The sequence below is a fragment of the Micromonospora sp. MH99 genome, from assembly GCF_021442385.1.
Classification (GTDB): Bacteria; Actinomycetota; Actinomycetes; order Mycobacteriales; family Micromonosporaceae; genus Micromonospora.
Map to the genome: position 1 here is coordinate 14,218 of NZ_MUZA01000049.1, position 23,751 is coordinate 37,968.

At 71.8% G+C, this 23,751-nt stretch carries 16 protein-coding genes and 1 tRNA gene; 4 read left to right on the plus strand and 13 right to left on the minus strand.

The genetic code is table 11. From position 1 onward, the window contains the following. Position 1: 1 nt before the first annotated feature. From B0E54_RS22655 to B0E54_RS22675, 5 genes are all read right to left on the minus strand, one after another. Positions 2–2,473 (minus strand): transglutaminaseTgpA domain-containing protein, encoded by a 2,472-nt coding sequence (locus B0E54_RS22655; protein WP_374109302.1) that lies wholly within the window; start codon positions 2,471–2,473, stop codon positions 2–4. After that, positions 2,449–3,606 carry a DUF58 domain-containing protein gene (locus B0E54_RS22660; RefSeq protein WP_234587887.1) on the minus strand — a complete coding sequence of 386 codons (1,158 nt, stop codon included), beginning with the start codon at positions 3,604–3,606 and terminating at the stop codon, positions 2,449–2,451. Before B0E54_RS22660 ends, B0E54_RS22655 begins: the two co-directional genes overlap by 25 nt. Before the next feature lie 14 nt (positions 3,607–3,620). Beyond that, on the minus strand, positions 3,621–4,616 hold the full coding sequence (locus B0E54_RS22665) for a MoxR family ATPase (RefSeq protein ID WP_234587888.1): 996 nt from the start codon (positions 4,614–4,616) through the stop codon (positions 3,621–3,623). A 27-nt stretch (positions 4,617–4,643) separates the two neighbouring features. Further along, a complete protein-coding gene (locus B0E54_RS22670) occupies positions 4,644–7,268 on the minus strand; it encodes a fibronectin type III domain-containing protein (RefSeq protein ID WP_234587889.1) in 2,625 nt (874 codons plus the stop codon). 208 nt (positions 7,269–7,476) lie between these two features. Next, complete coding sequence (locus tag B0E54_RS22675; protein WP_234587891.1) at positions 7,477–10,143, minus strand: tetratricopeptide repeat protein; 2,667 nt, start codon at positions 10,141–10,143, stop codon at positions 7,477–7,479. A 231-nt stretch (positions 10,144–10,374) separates the two neighbouring features. Here B0E54_RS22675 and B0E54_RS22680 point away from each other — a divergent pair. Further along, a tRNA-Leu gene (locus tag B0E54_RS22680) sits at positions 10,375–10,458 on the plus strand. 377 nt (positions 10,459–10,835) lie between these two features. On the opposite strand, the gene B0E54_RS22685 is transcribed toward B0E54_RS22680, so the two are convergent. Then, entirely contained in the window at positions 10,836–11,933 is a 1,098-nt protein-coding gene (locus B0E54_RS22685) for a hypothetical protein (protein WP_234587892.1), read from the minus strand. A gap of 479 nt (positions 11,934–12,412) precedes the next feature. On the opposite strand from B0E54_RS22685, the gene B0E54_RS22695 reads away from it, so the two are divergent. Then, positions 12,413–12,958: a hypothetical protein gene (locus B0E54_RS22695; protein ID WP_234587893.1), complete on the plus strand. Its 546-nt coding sequence runs from the start codon at positions 12,413–12,415 to the stop codon at positions 12,956–12,958. Here the strand turns inward: B0E54_RS22695 and B0E54_RS22700 are convergent. Both B0E54_RS22700 and B0E54_RS22705 read right to left on the minus strand, forming a co-directional pair. Further along, a complete protein-coding gene (locus B0E54_RS22700; RefSeq protein WP_234587894.1) occupies positions 12,945–13,580 on the minus strand; it encodes a response regulator transcription factor in 636 nt (211 codons plus the stop codon). The genes B0E54_RS22695 and B0E54_RS22700 overlap by 14 nt on opposite strands. After that, complete coding sequence (locus B0E54_RS22705; RefSeq protein WP_234587895.1) at positions 13,577–14,797, minus strand: sensor histidine kinase; 1,221 nt, start codon at positions 14,795–14,797, stop codon at positions 13,577–13,579. Before B0E54_RS22705 ends, B0E54_RS22700 begins: the two co-directional genes overlap by 4 nt. 171 nt (positions 14,798–14,968) lie before the next feature. On the opposite strand from B0E54_RS22705, the gene B0E54_RS22710 reads away from it, so the two are divergent. Continuing rightward, on the plus strand, positions 14,969–16,057 hold the full coding sequence (locus tag B0E54_RS22710; RefSeq protein ID WP_234587896.1) for an ABC transporter permease: 1,089 nt from the start codon (positions 14,969–14,971) through the stop codon (positions 16,055–16,057). After that, positions 16,054–16,746 (plus strand): ABC transporter ATP-binding protein, encoded by a 693-nt coding sequence (locus B0E54_RS22715; protein WP_234587897.1) that lies wholly within the window; start codon positions 16,054–16,056, stop codon positions 16,744–16,746. Before B0E54_RS22710 ends, B0E54_RS22715 begins: the two co-directional genes overlap by 4 nt. A 708-nt stretch (positions 16,747–17,454) precedes the next feature. On the opposite strand, the gene B0E54_RS22720 is transcribed toward B0E54_RS22715, so the two are convergent. The 5 genes from B0E54_RS22720 to B0E54_RS22740 all read right to left on the minus strand — a co-directional run bounded on the left by B0E54_RS22720 (position 17,455) and on the right by B0E54_RS22740 (position 23,315). Continuing rightward, the gene (locus B0E54_RS22720; protein ID WP_234587898.1) at positions 17,455–18,234 is read right to left on the minus strand and encodes an FkbM family methyltransferase; all 780 of its coding nucleotides are present in this window, start codon (positions 18,232–18,234) and stop codon (positions 17,455–17,457) included. Between the two features lie 488 nt (positions 18,235–18,722). Then, positions 18,723–20,843, minus strand: a complete 2,121-nt coding sequence (locus tag B0E54_RS22725; protein ID WP_234587900.1) for a cytochrome c oxidase assembly protein — start codon at positions 20,841–20,843, stop codon at positions 18,723–18,725. A 57-nt stretch (positions 20,844–20,900) separates the two neighbouring features. Beyond that, the gene (locus B0E54_RS22730; protein WP_234587902.1) at positions 20,901–21,461 is read right to left on the minus strand and encodes a copper resistance CopC family protein; all 561 of its coding nucleotides are present in this window, start codon (positions 21,459–21,461) and stop codon (positions 20,901–20,903) included. A gap of 22 nt (positions 21,462–21,483) precedes the next feature. Then, complete coding sequence (locus B0E54_RS22735) at positions 21,484–22,716, minus strand: Dyp-type peroxidase (protein ID WP_234587904.1); 1,233 nt, start codon at positions 22,714–22,716, stop codon at positions 21,484–21,486. Then, positions 22,713–23,315, minus strand: coding sequence for a copper chaperone PCu(A)C (locus B0E54_RS22740; protein WP_234587906.1), 603 nt, complete (start codon positions 23,313–23,315; stop codon positions 22,713–22,715). The genes B0E54_RS22735 and B0E54_RS22740 overlap by 4 nt, the downstream gene beginning before the upstream one ends. Positions 23,316–23,751: the final 436 nt, after the last annotated feature.

Genomic DNA, 23,751 nt, shown 5'->3' on the forward strand with positions numbered 1-23,751 from the left:
ATCACCGCGCGGGTCGGCGGGGGTGGGAGTGGGGGGACCGGCGGGCCTGGTGCAGGGGGGAGGGGTGGACGGACCAGAGCAGGCGACGCCACCAGGGGCGGGCCGAGCGCAGGTTGGCGACGTAGGCCGTGGCCACCTCGGCGGCGCGGGCCGCCTGATCGGCCGCCGCGGCCTCGGGGGCGAAGCCCACCTGATTGAGCAGCGTCGCCAGTTCGTCGACCGCCGGCTCCGCACCGGGTGTGGCGCTGCCGGTCGGGCCGCTGCCAGGTGCGCTGCCACCGCTGGGCGTGCCTGCTCGGGCTTCGGCAAGGGCCTGACGGGCCTGCGCGGCCACCTCGGTCGCCGCCAGGTCGTCACCGACCGGACGGCCGGCCAGTCGCAACGCGTCGGTGACCTCCCGCCAGGCGCCGGCGATGCGCTGGCCGGGGTCACCACCCGCCAGCCGCTTGCGGGTGAGGGAGCGGCGCATCGCCACCAGGGTGAGCAGCAGCGCCCCCACCAGGAGCAGCAGCGCACCGCTGCCTCCCGCGACCAGCACCGGCGTGGACGCGCCACCCCGTGCGGGCGGGCCCTCGGCGGCGGCCACCGGCTCCGGCGACGCGGTCGGCTCCACAGTGGGCGCCGGCGCCTCCGACTGCGGCGGGTCCTCCGGGGTCGGACGGAAATCCTCCTCCACCGGCCTCGGCTCGTTCTCCGGGCGGGGCAGCGGGTTGAACGCCACCCAGCCCAGCCCGTCGAAGAGCACCTCCGGCCAGGCGTACGCGTCACCGGCCCGCACCGGGCCCTGACCACTGCAGGAGAAGCCGACCACCACCCTCGTCGGCAGACCGGAGAGCCGGCCGAGCACCGCGAACGAGGCCGCGAACTGCTCCGACGTCCCGCGCTGCCCGCCGCCGTTGCGCGGACCGAAGAGGAAGAACGCCAGATTCGGGTACGCGTGCCCGCTCGGCGCGTCGGCCACCACCCGGTAGTGCTCGGCCAGGAACTGCTCGATCGCCACCGCCCGCTCGTAGGGGGCGCCGTTCTCCTCGGCGAGCTGTGTCGCCAACCGGCGCATCGGGTCGGGCACCCCGTCGGCGACCCGCAGCACCCGGGCCACCTCCTCGCCGGCCGGTACGTTCGCGGTGGCCAGCAGGTTGTTGTCCGGGCGTTCCCGGGCCGACGTCACCGTGTACCGCAGCCCCGGCGTCAGTCCCTCCGGCCTGATCAGCGTGCCCGTCGCCGGGTCGTACGCCACCCGCGCCCCGCTGACCTCGCGCGGCGTCGCCACGGCCGGCAGCAGCCGACCGCTCAGCTCCGCCACGGTGATCTCCTGCCGAACACTGTCCACCGTGCTGTCCCGGGCCGGCGCGGTGGCCGGCAGGATCCGCCCCGCGTTGCGGTACGTCGCGCCGACCCGCCAGGTGATCCCGTCGTAGTCGCTGAGCACCGCCAACCGGATCTGTACGCTGCGACCCGCCTTGGAATCGTCCGCGCCGCCGGTCGCCTTCGGGTCGTTCGCTTCGCCGGCCGGCGGGGTGGCACCCACCGTGTTCACGTCGAGGAGCTTCTGCTCCGGGCGCAGCGCCCACCCGGAGATCCGGATCAGGGGGTTCTCGTCGAGCGTCTGCACCTGCGGTGGCTCCACGTACCGGCGCGGATCCACCGGACGCCCGTCGACCTGACCGGCGACCACCGGTCCGAGCAGCGCGACCAGGCCGATCACCAGCGCGACGCCGAGCGCCGCCGAGGCCGCGAGCCGAAGCCGTACCGCCGCGCGCGTCCCCGGGGCGAGACCGGCCGTCGGGTCACCGCCGGCCGACGGCGTACCCGAAGGCGCGGCCAGCCCGACCGCCGCGACCGCGACGAAGGCGACAGTCGTCCCGATCGCCGGTTCGGCGTTCGGGCCGACCACGTAGAGGGCCGCCGCGTAGAGCCCCGCCGCCGGCAGGTAGCCGAGCAGCACCCGGCCGGTGCGCAGCGCCACCTCCGCCCCGGCCAGACCGGCCAGCCAGGCCGCCACCACCGGGACCAGCACCGTGTCCGGTGTGGGCTCCACGGGAATCATCGCGGTGAGCAGCCGGGGAATGCCGTTGCGGGCGGCGTCCGCGCTCACCTCCAGCAGGCTGCCCGGCAGGTCGGCGTGGGTGGCGGCCAGCCGCAACGCCCACAGCGTCCATCCGGCCATCGCCGCCATCGACACCGGTGCGACAAGCCAGGACGGCAGCCGTCGGCTCGCGACGCTCACCAGCACCGAGCCCACCGCCGCGCCGATCACCAGCCGGGTCAGCAGGTCGCCCGCGTACACCCGACCGAGCACCACCCCGGCGAGCGCGGTGAGCGTGATCAGCGCCAGCGGCACGACGGCCGCCCGCAGCGCGCGTACCACCCGCGCCGCGGCGCTCGGGCCGCCGCCCGCCGGCGGCGCCTGTCGAGGGGCCGCCGTCTCCTCCTGCGGCGCGATGCCCGTCACCACCGGCGTACCCCGTCCCACTCGGCGGCGAACTGCGCGCCGTCCGCCGCGTCGACCACCACCAGGCCGGCAGTGCCCGCCGGCGTCGGCTCGGCCGCGCCGAACACCCCGACCACCACCGACGGGTACGCGCCGCGCAGCGCGCCGACGTGTCCCAACCCGTCCCGACCACCGGGGCCGGTCAGGAAGACAAGTGTGTCGCCGAGCCGATCCTGGCGCAGCCGGGTGGTGACCGCGCGCAACGCGTCGGCCTCGTCGGACAGGTCGGCGGCGGCAAGCCGGTCCAGGGGCCCGAGCGCGGGGCCGTCCCCGCCGTCGCCCTGCTCCGGGCCGACCAGCAGCATCAACACCGGCAGGTCCGCGCGGTGCGCGGCGGTGACGACCGACGCCGCCGCCTCACACGCGGACTCGAACGACTCGGCCACCCCGCCGGACCGCTGCGGATGCGCGGCGGCCCGGTTGTCCAGGAGGACCACCAGGCGCGGCAGGCTGGTGTCCACGTTCTCGCGCACCATCAGCTCGCCGACCCGGGCACTCGTGCGCCAGTGCACCCGACGCAGTTCGTCACCCACCACGTACTCCCGCAGCGAGTCGAACGTGATCGACCCGTGCGGCACACCGTCCACCCGGCCGTCGAGGCTGCGCCCCGCGCCGCGGGGCACCGCCGTGAGCGGATGGATCCGGGGATGCACCCAGACCGGCGTCGTCCCGCCGTACGGGCGGGCCAGCGCCACCAGACCCAACGGGTCGCGCCGCGTCACCCGCAGCGGACCGACCGGCACCACCCCGCGGCGGTCGGTCGGCACGTCGTAGCTGACCTCGGTGTCCCGACCGGGCCGCAGGCGCAGCAGCGGCACCGGCACGGCACGGCTCCCGCACCGGTCCTCGGCCAGCAGGTTCGCCGAGCGCAGCCGGCCGGCGTTGCGCACGGTGAGCGTCATGCTCGCCGGCTCCCCGCGCGCCACCCGGTCCGGGTCCGCCTGGCGGTCGACCACCAGTCGGGGCCGCCAGGCCGCGGTCAGCGCCGCGTAGCCGACGGCCGCGCCGGCCGCCGCGCCGAGCAACGTCAACTCGGGGTACGCGAAGCGGAACCCCAGGCCGAGCAGGACGACGGCGGCGACGAGCAGCCCGACTCCGCGGGCGGTGATCCCCATGGCGCTGCTGCCGGTCAGCCCTGCACCGGGGCGGGCTGCCCCGACGGCAGCGGCACCGGCACCGAGGCGATGGCCTGGCGCAGCACCTCCGCAGGGGTCACCCCGCGCACCTGCGCGTCCGGGGTCAGCAGCAGCCGGTGCGCGAACACCGGCTCGGCGAGCGCCTTCAGGTCCTCCGGCATGATCCAGCCCCGACCGTCGATCAGGGCGTACGAGCACGCCGCCCGGGTCAACGCGATCACGCCCCGAGGGCTGACCCCGACGCGTACCTGCGGATGCGTGCGGGTGGCGGCGGCCAGCCGGACCGCGTACGCGTAGAGCGGCTCGGCGATGTGCACCCGGCGGGCCATCCGGACCATCTCCCCGACTGTCGCGGTGTCGGTGACCGGGGCGAGCGCCTCGGGGGAGCGGACCGTCGCGCCGCGCAGCACCTCCACCTCGACCGCCTCGTCCGGGTAGCCGACGGACAGCTTCACCAGGAAACGGTCGAGCTGCGCCTCGGGCAGCCGGTAGGTGCCGTCCATCTCGACCGGGTTCTGCGTGGCGACCACCAGGAACGGCGCGGGCACCGGGTGCCGGACGCCGTCCACAGTGACCGTGCGCTCCTCCATCACCTCCAGCAGCGCCGACTGGGTCTTCGGCGACGCCCGGTTGATCTCGTCGGCGATGACGATGTTGGCGAAGACCGGCCCCGGATGGAACTCGAAGTCACGGGTCGCCTGGTTGAAGATGGTCACGCCGGACACGTCCGAGGGGAGCAGGTCGGGCGTGAACTGGATGCGCCGCCACTCACCCTTCACCGTCGCGGCGATCGCCCGCGCCAGGGTCGTCTTACCGACCCCCGGCACGTCCTCCAGCAGCACATGACCCTGGGCGAAGAGCGCGGTCAACGCCAGCCGGACCACCTGCGGCTTGCCGAGCACCACCGCGTTGACGTTCTCGGCCAGCCGGGCGGCCAGGGCGGCGAAGCCCTGCACCTCCGGCTGGGTGAGCGGCTCGTGGGTGTTCACGATCGGTGGTGCTCCTCGGCTGGTGGTTCAGCAGGTGGGCAGGACGTTGATGTTGTCGCCGCCTTCCAGGTTGAGCCAGGCCCACGGGATGTAGTTCTTCCCGCTGTACTCGACCTGCACCCACCAGGTGCTGCGCTTCTGATCGTTGTAGATCCACGAGTCGACGTCCTCGCCGGACTTCTTGCAGTACGCCTTCAGCCGGGTGCCGGGCTTCGCCCAGCCCTCCTGCTTGTCGTTGTCCTGTCGGGGCACCGAGAAGATCTCGTTGCCGTTGCGGCCGTCGACCTCCCTGTTGCAGTACGTCCGCTGGTCGCCGTCGGGCCCGTTGTTGCACGTCGCGATCCCGTACAGCGGCTCGGTGCTGTCCGCCCGCTCCGCGGTGCCCTTACCGGCGGCGTTGCTCGCCGTCACGGTGAACGTGTACTTCGTGCCCGGCGTCAGACCCGTCATCGTGATGCTGGAACACGCCCCGGCCTTCGCCGGCTCACCCGACGTGCTCAGCGAGCAGGTGGCCTTACCGCCGCCCGCGTCCACGGTGAACGTGACGGTCGCCGACGTGGCGGTCGCCGACGAGCCGGTGACCGTGACCCGGGGCGCGGCGACCGTACGGGCCGTGGCGGTGGCCTCTGGACCGGGCCCGGCCTCGTTGACCGCCTTCACCTTCACCGTGACGTTCTGGCCGTTGCCCAGCCCGGTGACTGTCGTGCGGGTCTCGGTCACCTCGCTCGTCCTGCCACCGACGTCCACCTGGTACTTCGTCACCGGTCGGCCATTGGCCTCCGCCGGCGACCACTGCACGGTGACCGCGCCCGGCTGGTCGGCGACCGTCCCGGCCTGCAGGTCGAGCGGTCGACCCGGCGCCGCGAACGGCACCACCGTGTTGCTCACCGGCGACGCCGCCGAGCCCGCGCCCTTGTCGTTGACCGCCACGACGGTGAACGCGTACTGGGTGCCGAACTCCAGCTCACCGGCCGGCACCACCAGTTCCGTCTTCGTCGACTCGCCGGCCGGCGCGTTCGTCCCCGCCGACGTGGCCGTCACCGCGTACTTGGCGATCTTGTTGCCCTGCCCGTTCGCGGCCGGCCACTTCACCACCACCGTGCCGTCCGGCCGCTCCTGCGCCGTGACGCTGGCTGGTGGATCGGGCACCGCTGCGGTCGGGGTCACCGGATTGCTGCTGCGCGCCGGGCCGTCACCCTTGGCGTTCACGGCGTGCACCGCGAAACGGTACGTCTCGCCGTTGGTCAGCCCCTTGACCTCCACCGAACGCTGATTGGCGCCCACCTCCAGGCGTTGACCGGCACCCTGCACCACGTACCTGATGATCTCGGCGCCGTTCGCGGCGGCCGGCCGCCAACTCACCCGGGCCTGGGCGTTGCCCGCGGCGGCGGTGACGCTGCGCGGCGCGCTCGGCTTGCCCACCCGGGGCTTCTTCGGCGGGGGCGGCGGCGGGGGAGCCGGCGGCGGGTCACCGCCCAGCACGTCGTTGGCGTACTTGTCGACCTCGCGCACCTGGTGCTTGTCGTCCACCACCCGGGCCGTCGCCGAGTCGGGCGAGTTGATGAAGAGGTGGTTCTCCCGCACCTCCATCTCCAGCGGCCCGTTCGCCCTGCCCTTGATCGTGTCGACCAACTGGCCGCCCGCGTCGAAGGAGTAGATGGTGCCGGTCGCCTCGTCGGCGCAGTAGAACCGGTCCGCCCAGGCCACCGCCGGGCTCAGCCGGTCGCCGCTGCCCGGCACCGTGAACGCCCGCTCCTCACCGGCGTCACCCACGACCAACACCCGCCGCTCGGCGGGCACCGTCACCGGCACCCGCGGCCCGGAGGTGCGGGTCGGCATGGCCGCCGGGCCGGGCAGTGTCAACGGCGTCGGGCGGACCTCGCCGCGCTGCACCCGCACCAGCCGGGCGGCCGTACGGTCGAGCACCGCCACCCCGTCGTCCAGGGTGGAGACCACCAGCTCGTGGCTGGCGTCGGCCACGTCGTACGTCTCGACCCGCTCCGGGCTGAGCCCGCCACCTGCCGGCGCGGCCGAGGCCGGCGCGGACGGCAGCTTCGCGGCGGTGATCGCCGAGACCGTGCCCTCGCTGGGCACCGCGATCCAGAGCCGGCCCTCGCCGTCGAACGTGCCGCCGGTGATGCCCGGGGGATAGCGCACCGGCTCGCCGACCGGGCTCAACGACCGCGGGTCGAGCTGCCGCACGATGCCCTGCACGGCGTCGACGACGAACGCCGCGTCCTCGTGCAGGGCGACGCTCACACCCAGGCCGGGGGTGGTCGGCGTGGTCGCGGTGAGCTGCAGCGTGGCCAGGTCCAGCGAGCTGATCTGCCCGGTCTGCAGATCACGCAGGATCAGCAGCCGATCGGTCTGGGCGACCTGCATCGGGTGCCGGCGGGCACCGGGAACCTCGGTGCGGGTGTCCACCCGGGCGGTGACCCCGTTGACCCGGGCCAGCTCGCTGCGGACCGCGCTCCACAGCCAGGAACTCGCGTCGTAGTTGGCCACCGCGTTGTCCGCCGCCCCCAGCCCCAGGACGGTCAGCCCCATCGCGGCCAGCAGCGCGGTGACCGTGCCGACCGTCACCAGCCCGCCGCGCAGTCGGGACCGGGAACGGGGGGCGTCGGTCCGCTCGGCGTCGTCGATGCTGGCCACAGCCGGCTGCCTTCCCTGAGTCGTGGCAGGTGGCGTACGCCTCGCGGCGACCCCTCCCCTGAGCCGGGTGCCATCATATGGCTCGGCCGGGAACGGGGGAACCCGCACCGTCACCCCTGTGGATACCGAGCGTGCGCAGTGGACGCCCAGCTCAGCTCGACGATCGCGAACCCGACTGTGTCGACTCGGCGGCGCGGACCGCTCACGATCAGCTCGGCGGTGTGGACCGTTCCCGCTTGGTGCAGACCTGGCTCGAGGTGGCGAAGCTGTCCGTGGAGTAGACCGCGAGCACTGTGAAGCAGTAGTCCACCCGGGAGCTGAGACCGTTGATGGTGTGGCTGGTCCGCCCCGGTTCCACGGTGGCCATCACCCCCAGCGCCAGACCGGCCCGTCCACCGGCGACCATGAACGGCACCGCACCCCCGGACGGGTCCGTCCAGGTCAGAGTGATCGTCACGAGGTCGTCGCGCAGCTTCAGGTCACCGGGAGGGGGACCGCTCACCGCCGGCGCCGCCGTCACCGCGTCGCTGGCCGGGGGCGGCGCGTCGTCGCGGTTCAGCACCACCGCGCCCAGGCCGGCGACCGCGACCAGGGCAACCCCGGCCGCCACCGCCGCGCCGATCAGCGTCGCCCGGCTGCGACCCGTCGAAACACCCTCATCGGCGTACGCGGTCGAGTAGGGGTCCTGCTGGTACCGCTGCCCCGGATACACCTCGTGGCTCTGCTGGTAGGGCTGGCCCAGGTACTGCTGACCGGACGGGTACTGCGCGGCGGGCGGCGGCGTGACGGTGGCCGGCGGCCGGTAGGCCGCGGGCGCGAGGGGCGCAGCCGTCATGTCCTGGGGCCGGGCCGGCTCCGGCCCGACGGCCGGGAACACCTCCGTCGACGCGGACGCGAAGCCCGACGGCTCACCCTGCACGGTCGGCGACGGTGGTCTCGCGAGCGGCATGCTCTCGCCGCCCGCTGTGGACAGGCCGCCCAGGGTGGGCGCCCCGCCCGGGGTGGCGACGTTGCTCGGCGTGGGCACACCGCCCAGGGTGGTCGCGCTGTTGGGTGTGACCGCGCTGGTGGGTGTGACCGCGCCGCCCAGGGTGGCCGCGCTAGCGGGTGTGGTCTCTGCGGCGTCCGTCCGTGGCGGGTCCACGGGGTCCCCGGCAGTCGTGGGTAGCGGATGCGGGGGCGCACTGCTGCTCCAGGGGGGAGCGGTCAGTCCCCACGGTGGCGCGCTCACCGGTGGCGCGCTCACCGGTGGCGCGGAGACGGGCTGGCTGTAGCCGGGTGGTCCGGACACGGGGTAGGGGTGGGCTGGTGGTCCGGACACGGGGTAGGGCTGCGCTGGTGGTCCGGACACCGGGAACGGCTGCGCCGGTGGCCCCGACACGGGGTAGGTGTGGAGGGGCGGCGCGGACACCGGCGGTCCGTAGCCGGGTGGTCCGGACACGGGCTGGGTGTGGGCCGTCGGTGGGCCGGAGGCGGGGTGGGGCCGGTCGGGCGGTCCAGAGACGGGTTGGCCGTGCTCGGGCGGAGCCGACACCGGACGCGAAGGGCCCACGGCCGGTGCGGAGGTCGGGCCGACAGGCGGCGCGGAGACCGGCTGCGTCGCGCTGGCCGCGTGGTGCAGGGGTGGCCCGCTCACCGGGCGGGAGGGCGCCGGGTCTGGACTCGTCGGGATCGTCCCGGAAGGCCCCGGCCCGTCCGTCGTGCGGGTCGCCCCGCTCGGCCCGGCCGCTGCGACCCGGGCGGCCTCCTCGGCCAGCAGGGGCTCGATCTGCCGTACCTGAATGGTCGGGTCGGCCCACCGCGGAGCCGGCGCCGCCGGTGGGGGTGCCGAGGGCGCGGCGGAGGTCTGCGCGGCGACAGCCGGGGCCGGACTCGTCGGGTGGACCGGAGGGCGAGCCGGATCCGCGGCCGACGGCGTGGAGGGCGGCGCCTCGACGACCGGGTGGATCGGCTGGTCACTCGTTCGCTGACGCGGCGGTGCGGGTGGTAGCTGCTGCGGGACGTACGGCGTCGGCCGGCCGGCGGCCGGAGGCGGCGGCGTGACCGGTGGCCGGGGTGACGGCGGCGGCTGCTGCTCGGTCCGTTGGCGCGGCGGCACCGGCTGGACGGGGGTTGCCGGCGGTGACATGACGGGCGCGGGCGGAACCGGACGCGCGGGCGTGGCTGGCGCCGGTGACATGACGGGCGCGGGCGGGACCGGATGCGCGGGCGGTGCCGGCGTCGGCGACATGGGTGACGAGGTCGGCGCCGCATGGGTGGGGGCCGGGGGAGGCGGTGGGGCCCAGGGCGACGCAGGAGCCGGACCATCGCCCGCCGCCGGGCGCATCGCGGCCAGGGTCGCCAGGGACAGCGTCGGACCGGTCAACGCCGATCGGGCGTCGGAGTCCTTCGTCGTGGCAGCGGGGGCGGACGTCGGCGGTCCGGCGTCCGGCCGGGTCTGCCCAGGGCTGGCCTCGCCGAGGTAGTCGCGGGCGGCGCGTATCACCGGGTGGTGCTCACCGAGCACGGCGGGCCCGGCGCTGGCGACGCGCGTGTAGTTGCGGCGGGCCTCGTGCCTGTTGCCCAATTCCTCGGCGACCTCGGCCAGTTCGAAGGCGAGCGCGAGCATCGTCGGCTCGGAATGGTCCCAGCGCCGCTCGCCCGCCGCGAAGGCCTCCTCAAGCACCCGGCGGGCGGCAAGCGGGTCGTCCGCCTCGCGGTGCAGGCGGGCCAGCAGGTGCGCGGTGTGCAGCGTCTCGGGGTGGTCCTCGCCGTACGGCGGACGGGCGGACCCGACAGCGTCCGCAAGCAGCTGCCGGGCAGTGCCGAGGTCGCCCTCGGTGCGCAGTGCGAGGGCCCGTTGCTGGACGGCGGCCAGAGGAGAGGGATGGGACACAGGGCAATGCTGCCCGGCACGGGGCCGCCGACGCTACCCGGGCTCACACCCGATCCCGCTTCGGTGACCTCGCGTGACGGGTGTGAGCAGGGGCGGGAGGGCGACCGGGCAGGCGCCGGTGGGCGATGTGCATGATCCACGAGCGCCGTGTACAGTAACTCCCCGTGCGGCTCGCCGTGCCGACCTCGGATGGAAAGATCATCTGGGCGGCGAGGTAGGCTGAACGAGCAGGTCCGGGTGGCGGAATGGCAGACGCGCTAGCTTGAGGTGCTAGTGCCCGTATAGGGCGTGGGGGTTCAAGTCCCCCCTCGGACACAAACAATTGCCCCACGGTGCGCGCTGAGATCGGTTTCAGCGTGCACCGTTTGCGCTTCTGGGTGGTATGTCAGCCGTAGGCCCAGCTGGCGGTAGACCTCGGCTTTGTCCGCGGGGTCCGCGTCGCGGAGCACGGTGACGATGTTCCCAAGGGCCCGACCAGCGTGATGATCTCTGCCTGGGTCATTCGGCGTGGCGCGGCGGAGTTCCCTGCGTGCAGCTCCGTTTCGGCTCGGGTCCGTTCGGCCTGTGTCTGGGCTATCCACTTACTGACGACCGAGGGGTCGGCTCCGGCGTCGAGGGCCGCCCGGTAGCGCTGAAGTTGGCACCCTTGCAGCAGACCAGCGCGTGCTGGCGCCTGTCGGTCGCCTCCGTCATCACTTCCACACGGTCGCGTGGTTGCCGCCCGGTGTGTTCGTCCACCCGGCCAGCATTCCCCGATTGTTGAGTGCCGTCACGGCGGCGGCCGGATCGCCGGTGACCATCCGGCGGTTGCGCAACAGGAAGGCTCGTCGTGGGTCGCCTGCGGTGGTGCCAGCGATCCAGCCTCGTTCGTTGATGCGGGCGTCATACCCGGGAAACTCGGTGCGGACACCCTGGTACCAATGGAAGACCCGGGCCGCCCCGTCCGCCGAGTTGCTCCACCCGACGACCTGACCATGGTCGTTGATCGCGAGTGCCCCGCTGTTGCCGGACGGCGTGCCAAGGTCGATCATCCGGCCACGCTGCCAGAGGAATGCGTGCTGGACTCCGTCCGCCGTGGTGCTCGTCCCAACGATCTGCCCGCGTTCGTTGATGTCGGCTGGCACCGTCTCGTTGCCGCCGAGGGTTCCCAGGTCGGTCAGAGTGCCCCGCTCCCACAGGAAGGCCCGTTGTCCGTTGGACGAGTAGTGCACGCCGATCACCTGGCTGTGGTTGTTGATGCCAAAGGCGCTGCGGTCGCCGACGCCTCCCAGATCGGTCAGGACGCCGCGCCGCCAAAGGAAGGCGCGGGTCAGGCCACCACCGATGAACGTCTGATTGTCACCGACGACTTCGCCCTTGTCGTTCACCGCCAACGCGGTGCCCGTACCTCGTTCGTCGAGCGTGCCCAAGTCCTGCGGCCGGCCCTGCCGCCACAGGCACGGGCGTGCCGGGTGGACTGCGGACTGACAGAATCCGACGACCTCGCCGCGCTCGTTGACGTCCCGCGGGAGGCTGCCGTTGCCGCCGGGCAGCGGACGCAGCACCGTGTGTTTCCCGGCCTGCCAGAGGAATCCGAGCGGCGGTTGGATCTCTCCGTTGACCGTGTTCGTCGCGGTGACGATCACTTCGCCGTGGCTATTGATGTCCGACGCAGAACTCGACATCCATCCCGCCGGGTGGATGTCGACCGCTGTCGGCCTCCTCGGCCCGGACGCCCACGCCGGCGCCGCCGTCAGCAGCGGAAACGCAATGAGCAGCGCGCAAACGAGCCGTCCGATCAGACGGGACATGGGTTCTCCCAACCACACCGCAGGAATGACCGAGGGTCCGGGGCCGAGATTCACCATTTCACCCGTACTCCGGCCAAGGCAAGACAGAGGGGGGCATGCAACCAGTATCTGATAGACGACCCCGTTCACCTGGCGTGGCTAACCAGGATTCGGTTTCGGTTGTCCACCGAATCCTTTGCCTTAAGGTCGCCGCGGCACTGCGGGCCGCCCGGTAGTTCAGGCGGCAGCGGCGAGAGATCGTCCGCCCCAGCGGATGCCTTTCTCGCTGCGGACGTGGCTCGCTCGCGCGTTGGGCTGCCAGGACATCGGCGTGGCGAGCGTGGGTGTTGCGCCAGCGCAGGTAGGCGTGCGGTTTGCGGGCCAGGACGGGGTGGTTCGAGCCGGCGATCACGAACGTGCGGAGCGGCCCGAACAGAGCGCGCCGTGCGTACACAACACTTTCGTCGCTCCAAAGACACGGCAAGGTCCTGTGCTGACGTGTGACTGTTCCTCACGGCCTCGCCGAGCAGGGTTCAACAGTTGCTGGCATCGTCGAGGAGGCGGACGGCCTACCACTTGTCGTGGTGCCCTTGCGCGAGTCGCTCGTGGTTGAGGTTGAGGTTGAGGTTGAGGTTGAGGCACCTTACTGCTTGGGCGAGCGACGCGATAGGCCGGCCAGTGTCCTCCATGCTGACCACCGCGTGGGAAGCATCGGCCATCCCGCGTTTCTGCGCGTCGTCTGCTTGGCTGAGGTGGGTCACGAGTTGGCTGAGGTGGGTCACGAGGTCGGCGAGGTCGAGTTCGGAAGGTGCGACTGTACGCAGGTCTCTTCTCGGATGCCGAGGGTGGCGGCGGTGCTCGCCCCATCCGCCAGATCAACTCGTCAGCGATGGTTTCTCGCTGGAACCTACGGGCGGACCTTCGAGGTGTCGCGGCCGACGATGTACCGGGGTCCTGAAACGCGCTGGCGTGACGGCCGGGAGGTGAAGCCGCAGTCGGCGCTTTCGGCAGCTCTACTGCGGTTGGCTAGGGTCAGCGCCGGATGAGGCCGAGTTGGGTTGCGGTGGCGACGGCGGCGGTGCGTGAGTCGACGTCGAGTTTGGTGTAGATGCGGGCCAGGTGCGATTTGACGGTGCCTTCGGTGAGGTAAAGGCGCGCGCCGATGGCCTGGTTGGACAGACCGCCGGCAACGAGGGTGAGAACTTCGATCTCGCGGAGGGTCAGGGCGGCGTGGGGCTCGCGTAGCCGGTGCATGAGTCGGTCGCCGACTGCGGGTGCCAAGGTGGTGCGGCCGGTGGCGGCGGCGCGCACGGCGGCGGCGAGGTCTTCAGGTGGGGCGTCTTTGAGCAGGTAGCCGGTGGCGCCGGCTTCGATGGCGGGCAGAACGTCCGCGTCGGTGTCGTAGGTGGTGACGACCAGTACGTGAGGTGCGCCGGGTCGGGCGGTGATCGCGGCGGTGGCCTGAGCGCCGGTCATCCCTTGGCCGAACTGCAGGTCCATGAGAACGACATCGATGTCGCCTTGGGTGGCGCGGGTGACGGCGTCCTCGGCGGTGGCGGCTTCGGCCACGACTTCGAGGCCGGGTTCGGTTTCCAGTACGGCGCGCAGACCGGCCCGGACGACGGGGTGGTCATCGGCCAGGAGCAGGCGGATAGGGGTGTCGGTCACGGGCGCACCTCGGTGGTGTGCTCGGCGCGGGGGGTGAGCGGCAGGCGGGCGGCCAGAGCTGTGCCGTGGCCGGGGGCGGAATCGACGTCGAGGGTGCCGCCCAGGGACACGACTCGGGTGCGCATCGCGGCCAGGCCGAACCCGCCGTCATGCGCCTGTGGTGCGGGAAGCTGGTCGGGGTCGAAGCCGGATCCGTCGTCGGTGATGTCCACGGCGACGTGGTCGCCGAGGTAGCTGAGGGTGAGGTCGGCGTGGGTAGCCTCGGCGTGGCGCACGGTGTTCGCGAGGGCGGACTGGGCGATGCGCAGCAGGGCTGTCTCGTGCGCGGCTGGCAGCGGCCGGGGTTCGCCGGTGAGGTGGAAGCGCGCGGTGAGCCGGTGGCGGGCGCTGGTGGTGGCGCACAGCTGTTCCAGGGCGCCGGCCAAGGTGGTGTCGTCGAGGGCGGGTGGTGCGAGCGCGGCGACGAAGCGGCGGGCCTCGGCGAGGTTGTCGACGGCAGCCTGACGGGCCTGGCCGACGTAGTGGGCGGCTTTCGGTGCTGTGCTGGGAAGAGTTCGTTCGGCGGCGCGCAAGAGCAGCTGGATGCTGGAGAAGCCCTGAGCGAGGGTGTCATGAATTTCCCGGGCGAGGCGCTCACGCTCGGCGAGCACGCCGGCGGTGTGCTGTGCCGCAGCTAGGTCGGCGCGGGTTGTGGTGAGTTCATCGATCAGCTTCCGGCGGTGTTCGCTCTCGCGGTACAGCGCCTGATAACCCCACACCACCGCGATCGCCACAGCCGCACCCAGGGCCGGGCCGATCACCACCGCTACGCCGAAGGTGCCTTGGTGGGCAGCGAAACCAATGATGGCCGCCGCCGCCGTGATCACCACGGCCGTCAGGCCGGCACGGCGGGACAGCAGGTGTAGTTGCAGGAAGTACAGGGGAAAGGCCACCCACACGGCGTCCGCGGACAGAGCCAGCAGGATCAGCCACAGAGCGCCTACGGCGGTCAGCCACACGCTGGCGGCCCGCCGGGAACGGCTGAGAGGGGGCAGCAGTGGTCCGACCGCGTAGACCAGCCCACACGCTACGGCCACCGCAACGACCATCCCGGCCTGCGGCCGGCTGTCGGTTGCCGCCCGTGCGGCGGCCAAGACGAGCAGGCCGACGACGAGTAGGTGCAGACACCAGGTCAGGACTCGGGTGGCGGGCGTCAACGCCGCGTCGGTGGTGTTCACAGTTATTCCAGCCTAGGCAGCAATCCTGCGGGCCGGCCTCAATCGAAAGTTAGAACCGGCGGGCAGCCTTTCGACGCGCCGATTGCCGCCTTCGGCCAGAGGCAGACCCAGGGGGTCAGGGGCGACGGTGGAGGCCAGCCACGTTCGCCCTGATGAAGGCAGGTAGAAGCAGTGTTCGTCGCGTGGAGAGACCTGAAGTTCGCCAAAGGACGCTTTGCCCTGATGGGAACCGTCATCGTGTTGATCACCATGCTTGTCGGGCTGTTGTCCGGGTTGACCGCTGGCCTCGGTCAGCAGAACATCTCCGCAATCACCGGGCTGCCCGCCGACAAGATCGCGTTTGGCACGCCCGGCGAGGGTGAGAAGCTGTCGTTCTCGAACTCGACCGTCAGCGAGAAGCAGTGGCAGCAGTGGGCCCACACCCCGGGGGTGATCCGGGCCGAACCCTTGGGAATCACCACCACCAAGGCCACCTCCGATACCAGGAGCACCGGGGTGTCCGCCTTCGGCGTCGAGCCCGGCTCAACCCTCGCCCCGGCCAGCGGCAAGATCGGCACCCACGCGGCCGTCTTGTCCGACGCCGCCGCCAGGAATCTGGGTGTGACCGGGGGCGACACGTTGACCCTGGGCGGGCAGCAGGTGAGCGTCGCTGCCGTGAGCGGCGACGCCTCCTTCAGCCACATCCCCGTCATCTGGACCAGCCTGGACCTTTGGCAGAAGCTGGCACCCCCCGTCGGTGAGACCGACGGTCTCGCCGCCACCGTCATCGCCCTCGACACCAACGCCGGCGTCGACGTGCAAGGCACCGATGACGTCGCGGGCACCCGGACGGTAGCCACGGATGACTCGCTGTCCGCCATCGGCTCCTACACCTCCGAGAACGGCTCTCTACAGCTCATGCGCGGCTTCCTGTTCGCGATCTCCGCACTCGTCATCGGGGCGTTCTTCACCGTGTGGACCATCCAACGCAGCGGTGACGTAGCGGTGCTCAAGGCATTGGGTGCCTCCACCGCCAACCTGCTCAAGGACGCGCTCGGCCAGGCCGTCGTCCTGCTCAGCGGCGGCACCCTGCTCGGCACCGGCATCGCCGCCGGCCTCGGGGCCCTCGTTGCCGGCGCGGCCGTGCCGTTTCTCCTCACGCCCGCCACTGTCCTCGTCCCCGCCGCGGTGATGATCGCGCTCGGCGCGCTCGGGGCCGGCCTATCCATCCGCCGCATCACCTCCGTAGACCCACTGACCGCCTTGGGGAGCGCCCGATGAGCTTGCACCTGCACAACATCACCCTCACCTACCCCGACGGCGACGCCCGTCTGACCGCCCTCGACCAGGTCACCCTGAACGTGCCTAAGGGCAGCCTGACGGCCGTCGTCGGCCCCTCCGGCTCCGGCAAGTCCAGCCTCCTCGCCGTCGCCGCCACGCTCACCACCCCGGACGCCGGCACCGTCACCATCGACGGCACCACGACCACCGGCATGAACCTCAGCGACCTCGCCACCCTGCGCCGCAACAAGATCGGCATCGTGTTTCAGCAGCCCAACCTGCTTGCCTCTCTCACCGCCGCCGAACAGCTCCAGGTCATGGCACAGCTCGACGGACGCGCCCCAGCCAAGGCCCGCAGCCGCGCCATGGAGCTACTCGACGCCGTCGGCCTCGCCGCCCAGGCGCAACGGCGCCCCCATCAGCTATCCGGCGGACAGCGCCAACGAGTCAACATCGCCCGAGCACTGATGAACAACCCCACCGTGCTCCTGGTCGACGAACCCACCAGCGCCCTCGACCACGAACGCGGCGCCACCATCATCGACCTGATCACCCGCCTCACCCACCAGCAGGCCACCGCCACCGTACTGGTCACCCACGACCGCACCCACCTCACCACCGTCGACCAGATCACCGAAGTCCAGGACGGCCGGCTCACCGTGCCTGCCCATGCCTCCAGCCGCTGCTAGGCGGAAAGTTGTGCCGATCCAAAGGCACCGGCCGGGGCTGTGCTGGCACACGGCCCGGCCGCGTTGCTGCTGCCGGTAAGGGGCTGCCTCATTCGGCGGAATCGCGACGAAGGGCGGTCAGAACGGCTTGGGTGGCTGCAGCCTGCGGGGTCGACGTCCTCTGTCAGCGGCCCATAGATGCGCTCCTGCCGGGCCCCGGCGTCTCCTACACGGCAGTCGCGGCGCTGCCGACTACCGGCACCATCGACAGCGTTGGCGTGGCCAAGGCGCCGTACCGGGAAAGCTGTCACCCGGACCCGGACGCCGACGGTGGTCTTTTCTGGCACTGCGGCGCGGGTCGCGCCGAGCAGCTCGGTCACGACCGCGTCGGGACCGGACAACGCCCACGGGTGGATCCAAGTGACGCCCCACCGGTCAGGGTTGAGTCCCGCCACGATCGGCACGGAACGTTGACCCACCACGTGTTGCGGGCCTTGCGGGGCGCGGCCGCCGATGACGACGAGCGGGCCCGGCGTGGAGGACCACCCTCCACGCCGGGCCCGTCCGTAGCGCTCCTCATGCCGGTTCCGGCTCGGCGCCCACGATGGGTGGCAGGTGGTGGTCCGTCCGCGGCATCGTTGGTGGGTCTTGCTGTCGCTGGGTGGCCATCCTTCACGAATACGAATTTGCTGCGTGACCTGGGTGGACGAGGTTCTGCCAGGGTCAGGGTCAGGCGGGCCGGGCGCGGGCGTAGACGTCGCCCGAGTTGGCCTCGTGGGGCAGCGCCCGCAGGTACGCCGCCACCTCGTCCGCCGGCCGCCAGCCTTTGAGTGCGAACGTCATCTCGTCGCCGAGCGCCACGGTGAACCTGGTGAAGCCCAGGCGGGTGAGCCGGTCCAAGCAGTGCGCGGCCAGGCCCCGTTCGATGGTGGTGAACTCGAAGGACAGCGCCGGCAGGGGGCGGCTCAACCCGGCCAGCACGGCGTCCTCGAACCCCTCCACGTCGATCTTTACGAAGCCCGGCACCCCGTGGGCCGCGACCAGGGTGTCGAGTGTAGTTCCGGCCACCTCGATCTCGACGTCCCAGATCTCGTCCTCCCAGCCGCCGGCCCCCTCGGCGGCCTGCAGGAAATCCGCCGACGCCGTGGAGATCGTCGGGTTCGCCGAGTTGACGTGCAGACGCATCGGGCCGGTACACGCCCCGCACGCCGCCTCCACCACGGTCACCCGGTCGTCGTCCGCGTAAATGGCGCGCAGGGCCTGGGTGCAGAGCGGTTGCGGCTCGACGGCCACCACGCGAGCGCCCAGCCGCCGGAAGCTGCCGAGCCGGTCACCCACGTGCGCGCCGACGTCGAAGACCAGGTCCCCTGGGCGAACCAGGGGCGCGTAGAACGCGTCCATCGCCGCCTCGCGAGCCGGGTCGCCGTAGTACGCCTCCAGGGAGCGGCGCAACCCGGACAGGGTCGGATCCGCCTTGAGTGCCTCCACCGCTCTGGAGTCGTCTACCACTGGTCCAACCGTAGTCGCGTCCGGAGCAACGCGAGGAGGATTCGCATCCATACTCTGGGCAGCGCCGGGTATCAAGCCTCCAGGAGACGCGGGCCGTAGCCCCCGTTTGGCAACGGCTACGGTCGCCGTTGACGCCACGGGCGAGTGCGCGACGTCCAGCGCGCCGCGGTCGTAGGCCGGTGTCGTTACGAGCGGACGAGATCGTGGGCCGGGCCAGGTCGTCACTCCAGGGCATGGCGTGGTCACGCTCGAACGCCCGATGCAGCCGGTCGCGGACCGTTTCGCGGCGCAGCCGGGCGGCCAACCTGGTCGGCCTCCGGTCGGCAAAGTTGAGACCGTTCACCGTGTCGGCCAGGCGGTGATCTGCCGCCGAGTTGAGCGTGACGTCTGTCCCAGACGCCGAGGAACCGGTTGACGCTCTCGCCGCCGGTAACGACCGCGTCGCGGCGGTTCCAGCTAATTTGGCAGACCAGGATGGCTACCGCGGGTCAGCGCTGGTCGGGCCCGGCGTCGCGCCGCCGGTCACTGTCGGCCTGTCCAGCCGCGGAGAGAAAGGCGTTGTAGCGGGCGAGGTCGTCCTCTTCGCCGGTGGCTTCGGCCCGGTCGGCGGCCCGGTCCAGGCGGGCCTGCTCGCGCTGATCGGCGCGGATCCACTGGCTGATCAGGATGACCATGACGACGACGGCGGGTAGCTCTCCGAAGGCCCAGGCGATGCCGGCGCCGAGCTTCTGGTCGGTCAGCAGGGGCGACGCCCAGGTGGGGTGCACAGCGACATACCAGTCGGGGGCGATGACGGTTGTGGTCTGCATGAGGATCAGGCCGAAGAAGCCGTGCGCCATCATGGACGCCAGGTGGATGATCACCAGAAGGGGGTGGGGGAGGCGTCGGCGGCCGGGATCGACGCCGATGAGCACCCAGAACAGCAGATAGCCGGCGACCACGAAGTGGGTGAGCATCGCCACGTGACCGAGGTGGGAGCGCATCAGGACGCCGAGCAGGTTGCTGAAGTACAGGCCGAACAGGCTGGCGCTGTAGATGCCGAGCGCGACGAGCGGGTGCGTGAGCAGTTTCGTGACGCGGCTGTGGACCAGGATCAGCAGCCACTCCCGGGTGCCGCGTACCTGCGGAGCGGCTGGTCGGCGCAGGGCGCGCAGAGCGAGGGTGACCGGAGCGCCGCCGACCAGCAGGATCGGCACCAGCATCGACAGCACCATGTGCTGGGCCATGTGGGCGCTGAACAACACGTACGCGTAGCGGGCGACGCCGAGGTTGGTGGTCGCGGCGAGCAGCAGGATGCCCCCGAGCCAGCTCGCCGTTCGGGCGACGGGCCACCGGTGTCCCGCGACGTGCATCCGCCGTACGCCGGCCAGGTACCCGCCGATGCCGAGGGCACAGAGGGTCAGGAAGAACATGTCCGGCAGCGGCTGTCCGAGTAGGCCTTCCGCGCTGGGCGCCGCGGGCATCGGGAAGCCGAGCAGTTCGGTGATCGGGTCGGCGTCGATGCCGGCTTCGGCGACAGGGGTGGGGCTGCGCGACAGCGCCACTGCCAGCCCCACGGTGGCGGCGAACACGATCAGTTCCCCGGTGGCCAGTCGACCGAACGCCCACCGCCTCCCGGCGCGCATCGCCGGCAGGGTGTGGGAGCGGTGTACCGCGCCGAGCGCGCCGAGGATCAGTACGGCGGCCAGCTTGCCGAGGATCAGCCAGCCGTAGCGGGACTGCCAGAGTTCTTCGATCGTGCCGAGGCGTACGGCGGCGTTGGCCAGTCCGCTCACCGTCACGGCGACGAAGCAGCCCAGGGCAAGGCGGCTGTACCGGGCGGCGGCGTCGGCCAGCAGGCGGCTGCGCCGCACCATCAGCAGGGCGACGAGCCCACCGATCCACACTGCGGCCGCAAGGACGTGCAGGGCCAGGCTGGTCACCGCGATCTGGTGATTTCCCGCCCCGGCGGCGTGACCGGTGAAGGCCGGCGGAAGCACGGCGACCAGCGCCAGGATCGAGACCGTCGCGGTCAGCCCTCGGGACACCCCGACGCGCGCCAGCAGTGCCACGGTCAGGGCGAGCCCGGCCTGCAACATCAGCGACTGACCTTGCGAGATCGTGGTGGCGAAACTGACCACGGTCGCGGGCTTGAGCGTCCCCAGAGGCTGCCCGAGCAGGTCGGAGACCGTCAGCACCGTCAGCGTCAGTGCCGCGATCGTCCATCCGAGCGCGGCGAGGCTCGCTCGCCGCAGGAGCAGGTAGCCGTGGGGCGAGACGCTACGTCCGTCGCCGGGCAGCAGGAACGCGGCGGCCACCAGCATGCCGACGGTGAGGGTGCCCAGGCCGTTCGAGAGCAGCCGGATGACCGGTAGTGCCCACGCCGTTGCCGGGCCCGCGTCCGGCAGGCCGGGTATCGCGGCGGTGAGGGCACCGCCGACCCGCAGGCCGAGCAGCAGCAGCGCGAGGCCGGTGGCAGCGATGGCCGCAGGACCCAACCAGTTGTACGCCCCGGACGCCGCGCGTTGCGCGGTCCGGGGTTGTCCCGCGAAGGTCGCCGACGCTTCGATGGTGGCCCGGGTGCTACCAGGATCGTCGGAGGTAAGCCGCCGGGAATCTGTGTCGGACACGTGTTGACCTTGACCTCTGCAGTGATGAAGTGACACGACCGCACGAGAGCGGTGCGGTCATCGGCGCTTCGCCCGCCGCCACAGCAGGCCGACACCCACGACGACGAGCACGGCGAATACGGCGCCGGCGACGAGGATGCCGACAGTCAGGTCGTCGTCGGATTCCACCGACGAAGCGTCGGACGCGGCGTCGCTCGGCGTGCTGACGATCGGCGCGGCCGTGGAACTGGGGTCGGCCACGGTGAACGGGTACGAACCCTGGACCGGGTGCCCGTCGGTGGAGACGACCCGGTAGGCGACGGTGTACGTCCCGTTCGGCAGTGCCTCGGTGAGCTGAACCGACCCTCGTGCTCCACCGACGACCGGGTCGCCGGTGGGGATCTTTCGCTTGGCGGCGTCGGTGAGCACGATTGTGGTGAACGTGGGGTCGAGCCGTTCGGCGAATTCGAGCGCGATCTCGGTGGGCGCGCTGGACAGGGTCGACTCCTGGACCGGGGCGGCCGACCGCAGCGTGTTGTGCGCCCAGGCCGGGCCGGCCGGGATGAGGATCGCCACGACGACGGCGAGCACCGTCGCGCCGAGCCGTACGACGAGGGGCCGGGACGACGGTACGGTCATGACGAAACTCCGGTTGGCGTGGTCATCCGAGGACCTGCTCGCCGACCCATCCTCCCGGCGGACAACCGGGCGGGATGGCGAAGACGGCGGATCCGATCGGGGTGGTCCATTCGTTGAGCAGGTCCCGGTCGGCCAGTCGGCGTTGGATGGGCAGGTACTGCCGGGTGATGTCGGCCTGGTACGAGGTGAAGATCAGTCCGGCGTCGGCGTGGCCGTCGGCGTTGGGGACACCGTCGTAGTTGTAGGGCCGGCGCAGGATCTTGAATCGGTCGTCGGTGACGTGTGCGCGGGTCAGGTGGGAGAAGTCGGGGATAACGGTGAGCCCGTCGGGGCCGGTCGCGGCGAAGTCGGGTTCGTCGTGCTCGGCGCTCCCGGTCAGCGGTGCGCCGGTGTCGAGGCGCCGGCCGACGGCGAGTTCGCGGTCGGTGCGGCCCAGAAGATCCCAGGTCTCCAGGTTCATGCTGATGCGCCGGACGACGAGGGTGGTGCTGTCGCGCAGCCATGGCGGGCCGTCGGGTACGAAGACGGCCGAGTCCATCGGCGTGCCCGGGCGGGGGTTGGCGGTGCCGTCGAGTTGACCGAAGAGGTTGCGTTGGGTGTGGCCGCCCGGCTCGACGCCCGGACTGCGGCGGAAGCCCTGCTGGACCCACCGGACGGTGGCGAATGGCCTGCTGTCCTTGAGCAGCACCCGCTGGGCGTGCGCGACGGTGATCGCGTCGTCGGCGCAGATCTGGAGTAGCAGGTCGCCGCCGGACCAGGCCGGTTGGAGCCGGTCGATGCGGAACGCGGGCAGGTCGGCGACCGAGGCGGGACGCCGGTCGTCGACACCCGCGGCGCGGTAGAGGCCCGGGCCGAAGCCGAACGTCACGGTGAGGCGTGCGGGAAGGAGCCCGAGTTCGGCCTCGGTGTCGGCCAGGGCGGGCTGCCCCTGGGTGAGCCGGGCCGCGTCGTCGGTGAGCAGCCGCAACATCCGGCCCAACGCCGCCCGGTCGGTGCCGGCCCGCAGGCTGAGGGACACGAACGAGGCGTGTGCCTGCGGTTCGGTCGCCACCCCGGCCTGTCGGGGCCCGTGGAAAGGCTCGACCAGGCTCCCGACGCGCGCCACCGGCGTCGCGCCAGCGGCCCGCCGCCCGCCCCGGTCGGTACGCATCGCGGCGATGGCGGCTGCGCCCGTGAGCGCTCCTCCGGCGGCCAGGGTCCCACCGGTGAGCAGACGGCGCCGGCTCACCGGGCGGACAGGCGACGTGCCGGTCACGATGCCGGGCTCATGCTCATCTCCGGCGTGGCGCTCATACCCGGCATGGGCTCGCCGTGCCCCGGGGCGTAGCTCTCCTGAGCGCCGGTGAACGGCTTGGCCACGGCGGTGAACTGCTGGGTCCTGCCGTCGGCGAAGGTGAGGGTGAAGGTGAGTTCGTCGCCGGCCTGCACAGGCGTGGTGAGATCCATGAGCATCAGGTGGTCACCACCGGGCTCCAACGTGTGGGTGCTCCTGGCCTTGATGACGATGCCGCCCTGCTTCTGCTGCATGACCATCTTGCCGTCCTTCATGGTCATCTCGTGCAGCTCCATGGGGGAAGCCGAGGTCGCGGCGCTGGTCAGCGTCACATCGGTGTCCCCGTCGTTGACCAGGGTTCCGAAGGCCGCCGTCATGCCCTTGTCGGCCGCCTTCACCCACGGGTCACGGATCGTGACCACGCCGGCAGGGGACCCTGCCGACACCGACGGGCTCGGCTGCGCGGCCGACGACGGGTCTGACGATCCGCACCCGGTGGCACCGATCGCCACGAGCGCGGCGGCGACGGCGAGGGCGACGGACGAGCGTCGGTGTGAGCCGAAAGGGCTGGTGGTGCGCATGAATTCGCCTCCGATGGTTGCTGCTGCTCTGTTGGTCGGTCACTGCAGCACGAAAGTTCCAGGCAGGCGGGTAATCGCCGCCAAACGGTCAAAACGTCGCACGGCACGATGCGGCTCTTGCGGCGGTCGATGACGCGGCGGCCGATCGCGGCACGTCGGCCGTACACCTTGTCAAGGCCGCTCTCGTGCGGACGTGGCGGCAGTCATTGCCGTGGTCCTCGCGCTGACGCTGTTCGGCGCGGCGATGCGGCCGGCGCTCCTAGCTGCAATCCGCACGGTGAGTGATGAATACCGACCTGCCGCCACGACGACCGGCAAGGTCCCGCAAAGACTCGCGCTTTCCCGAACGCCGGTCCGGTAGGTGCAGCGATCGGATAATGAACCGTGAGGCCTGATTTAGCTGATTTGAGGGGAATTTATGAGTCGCCTACCATAC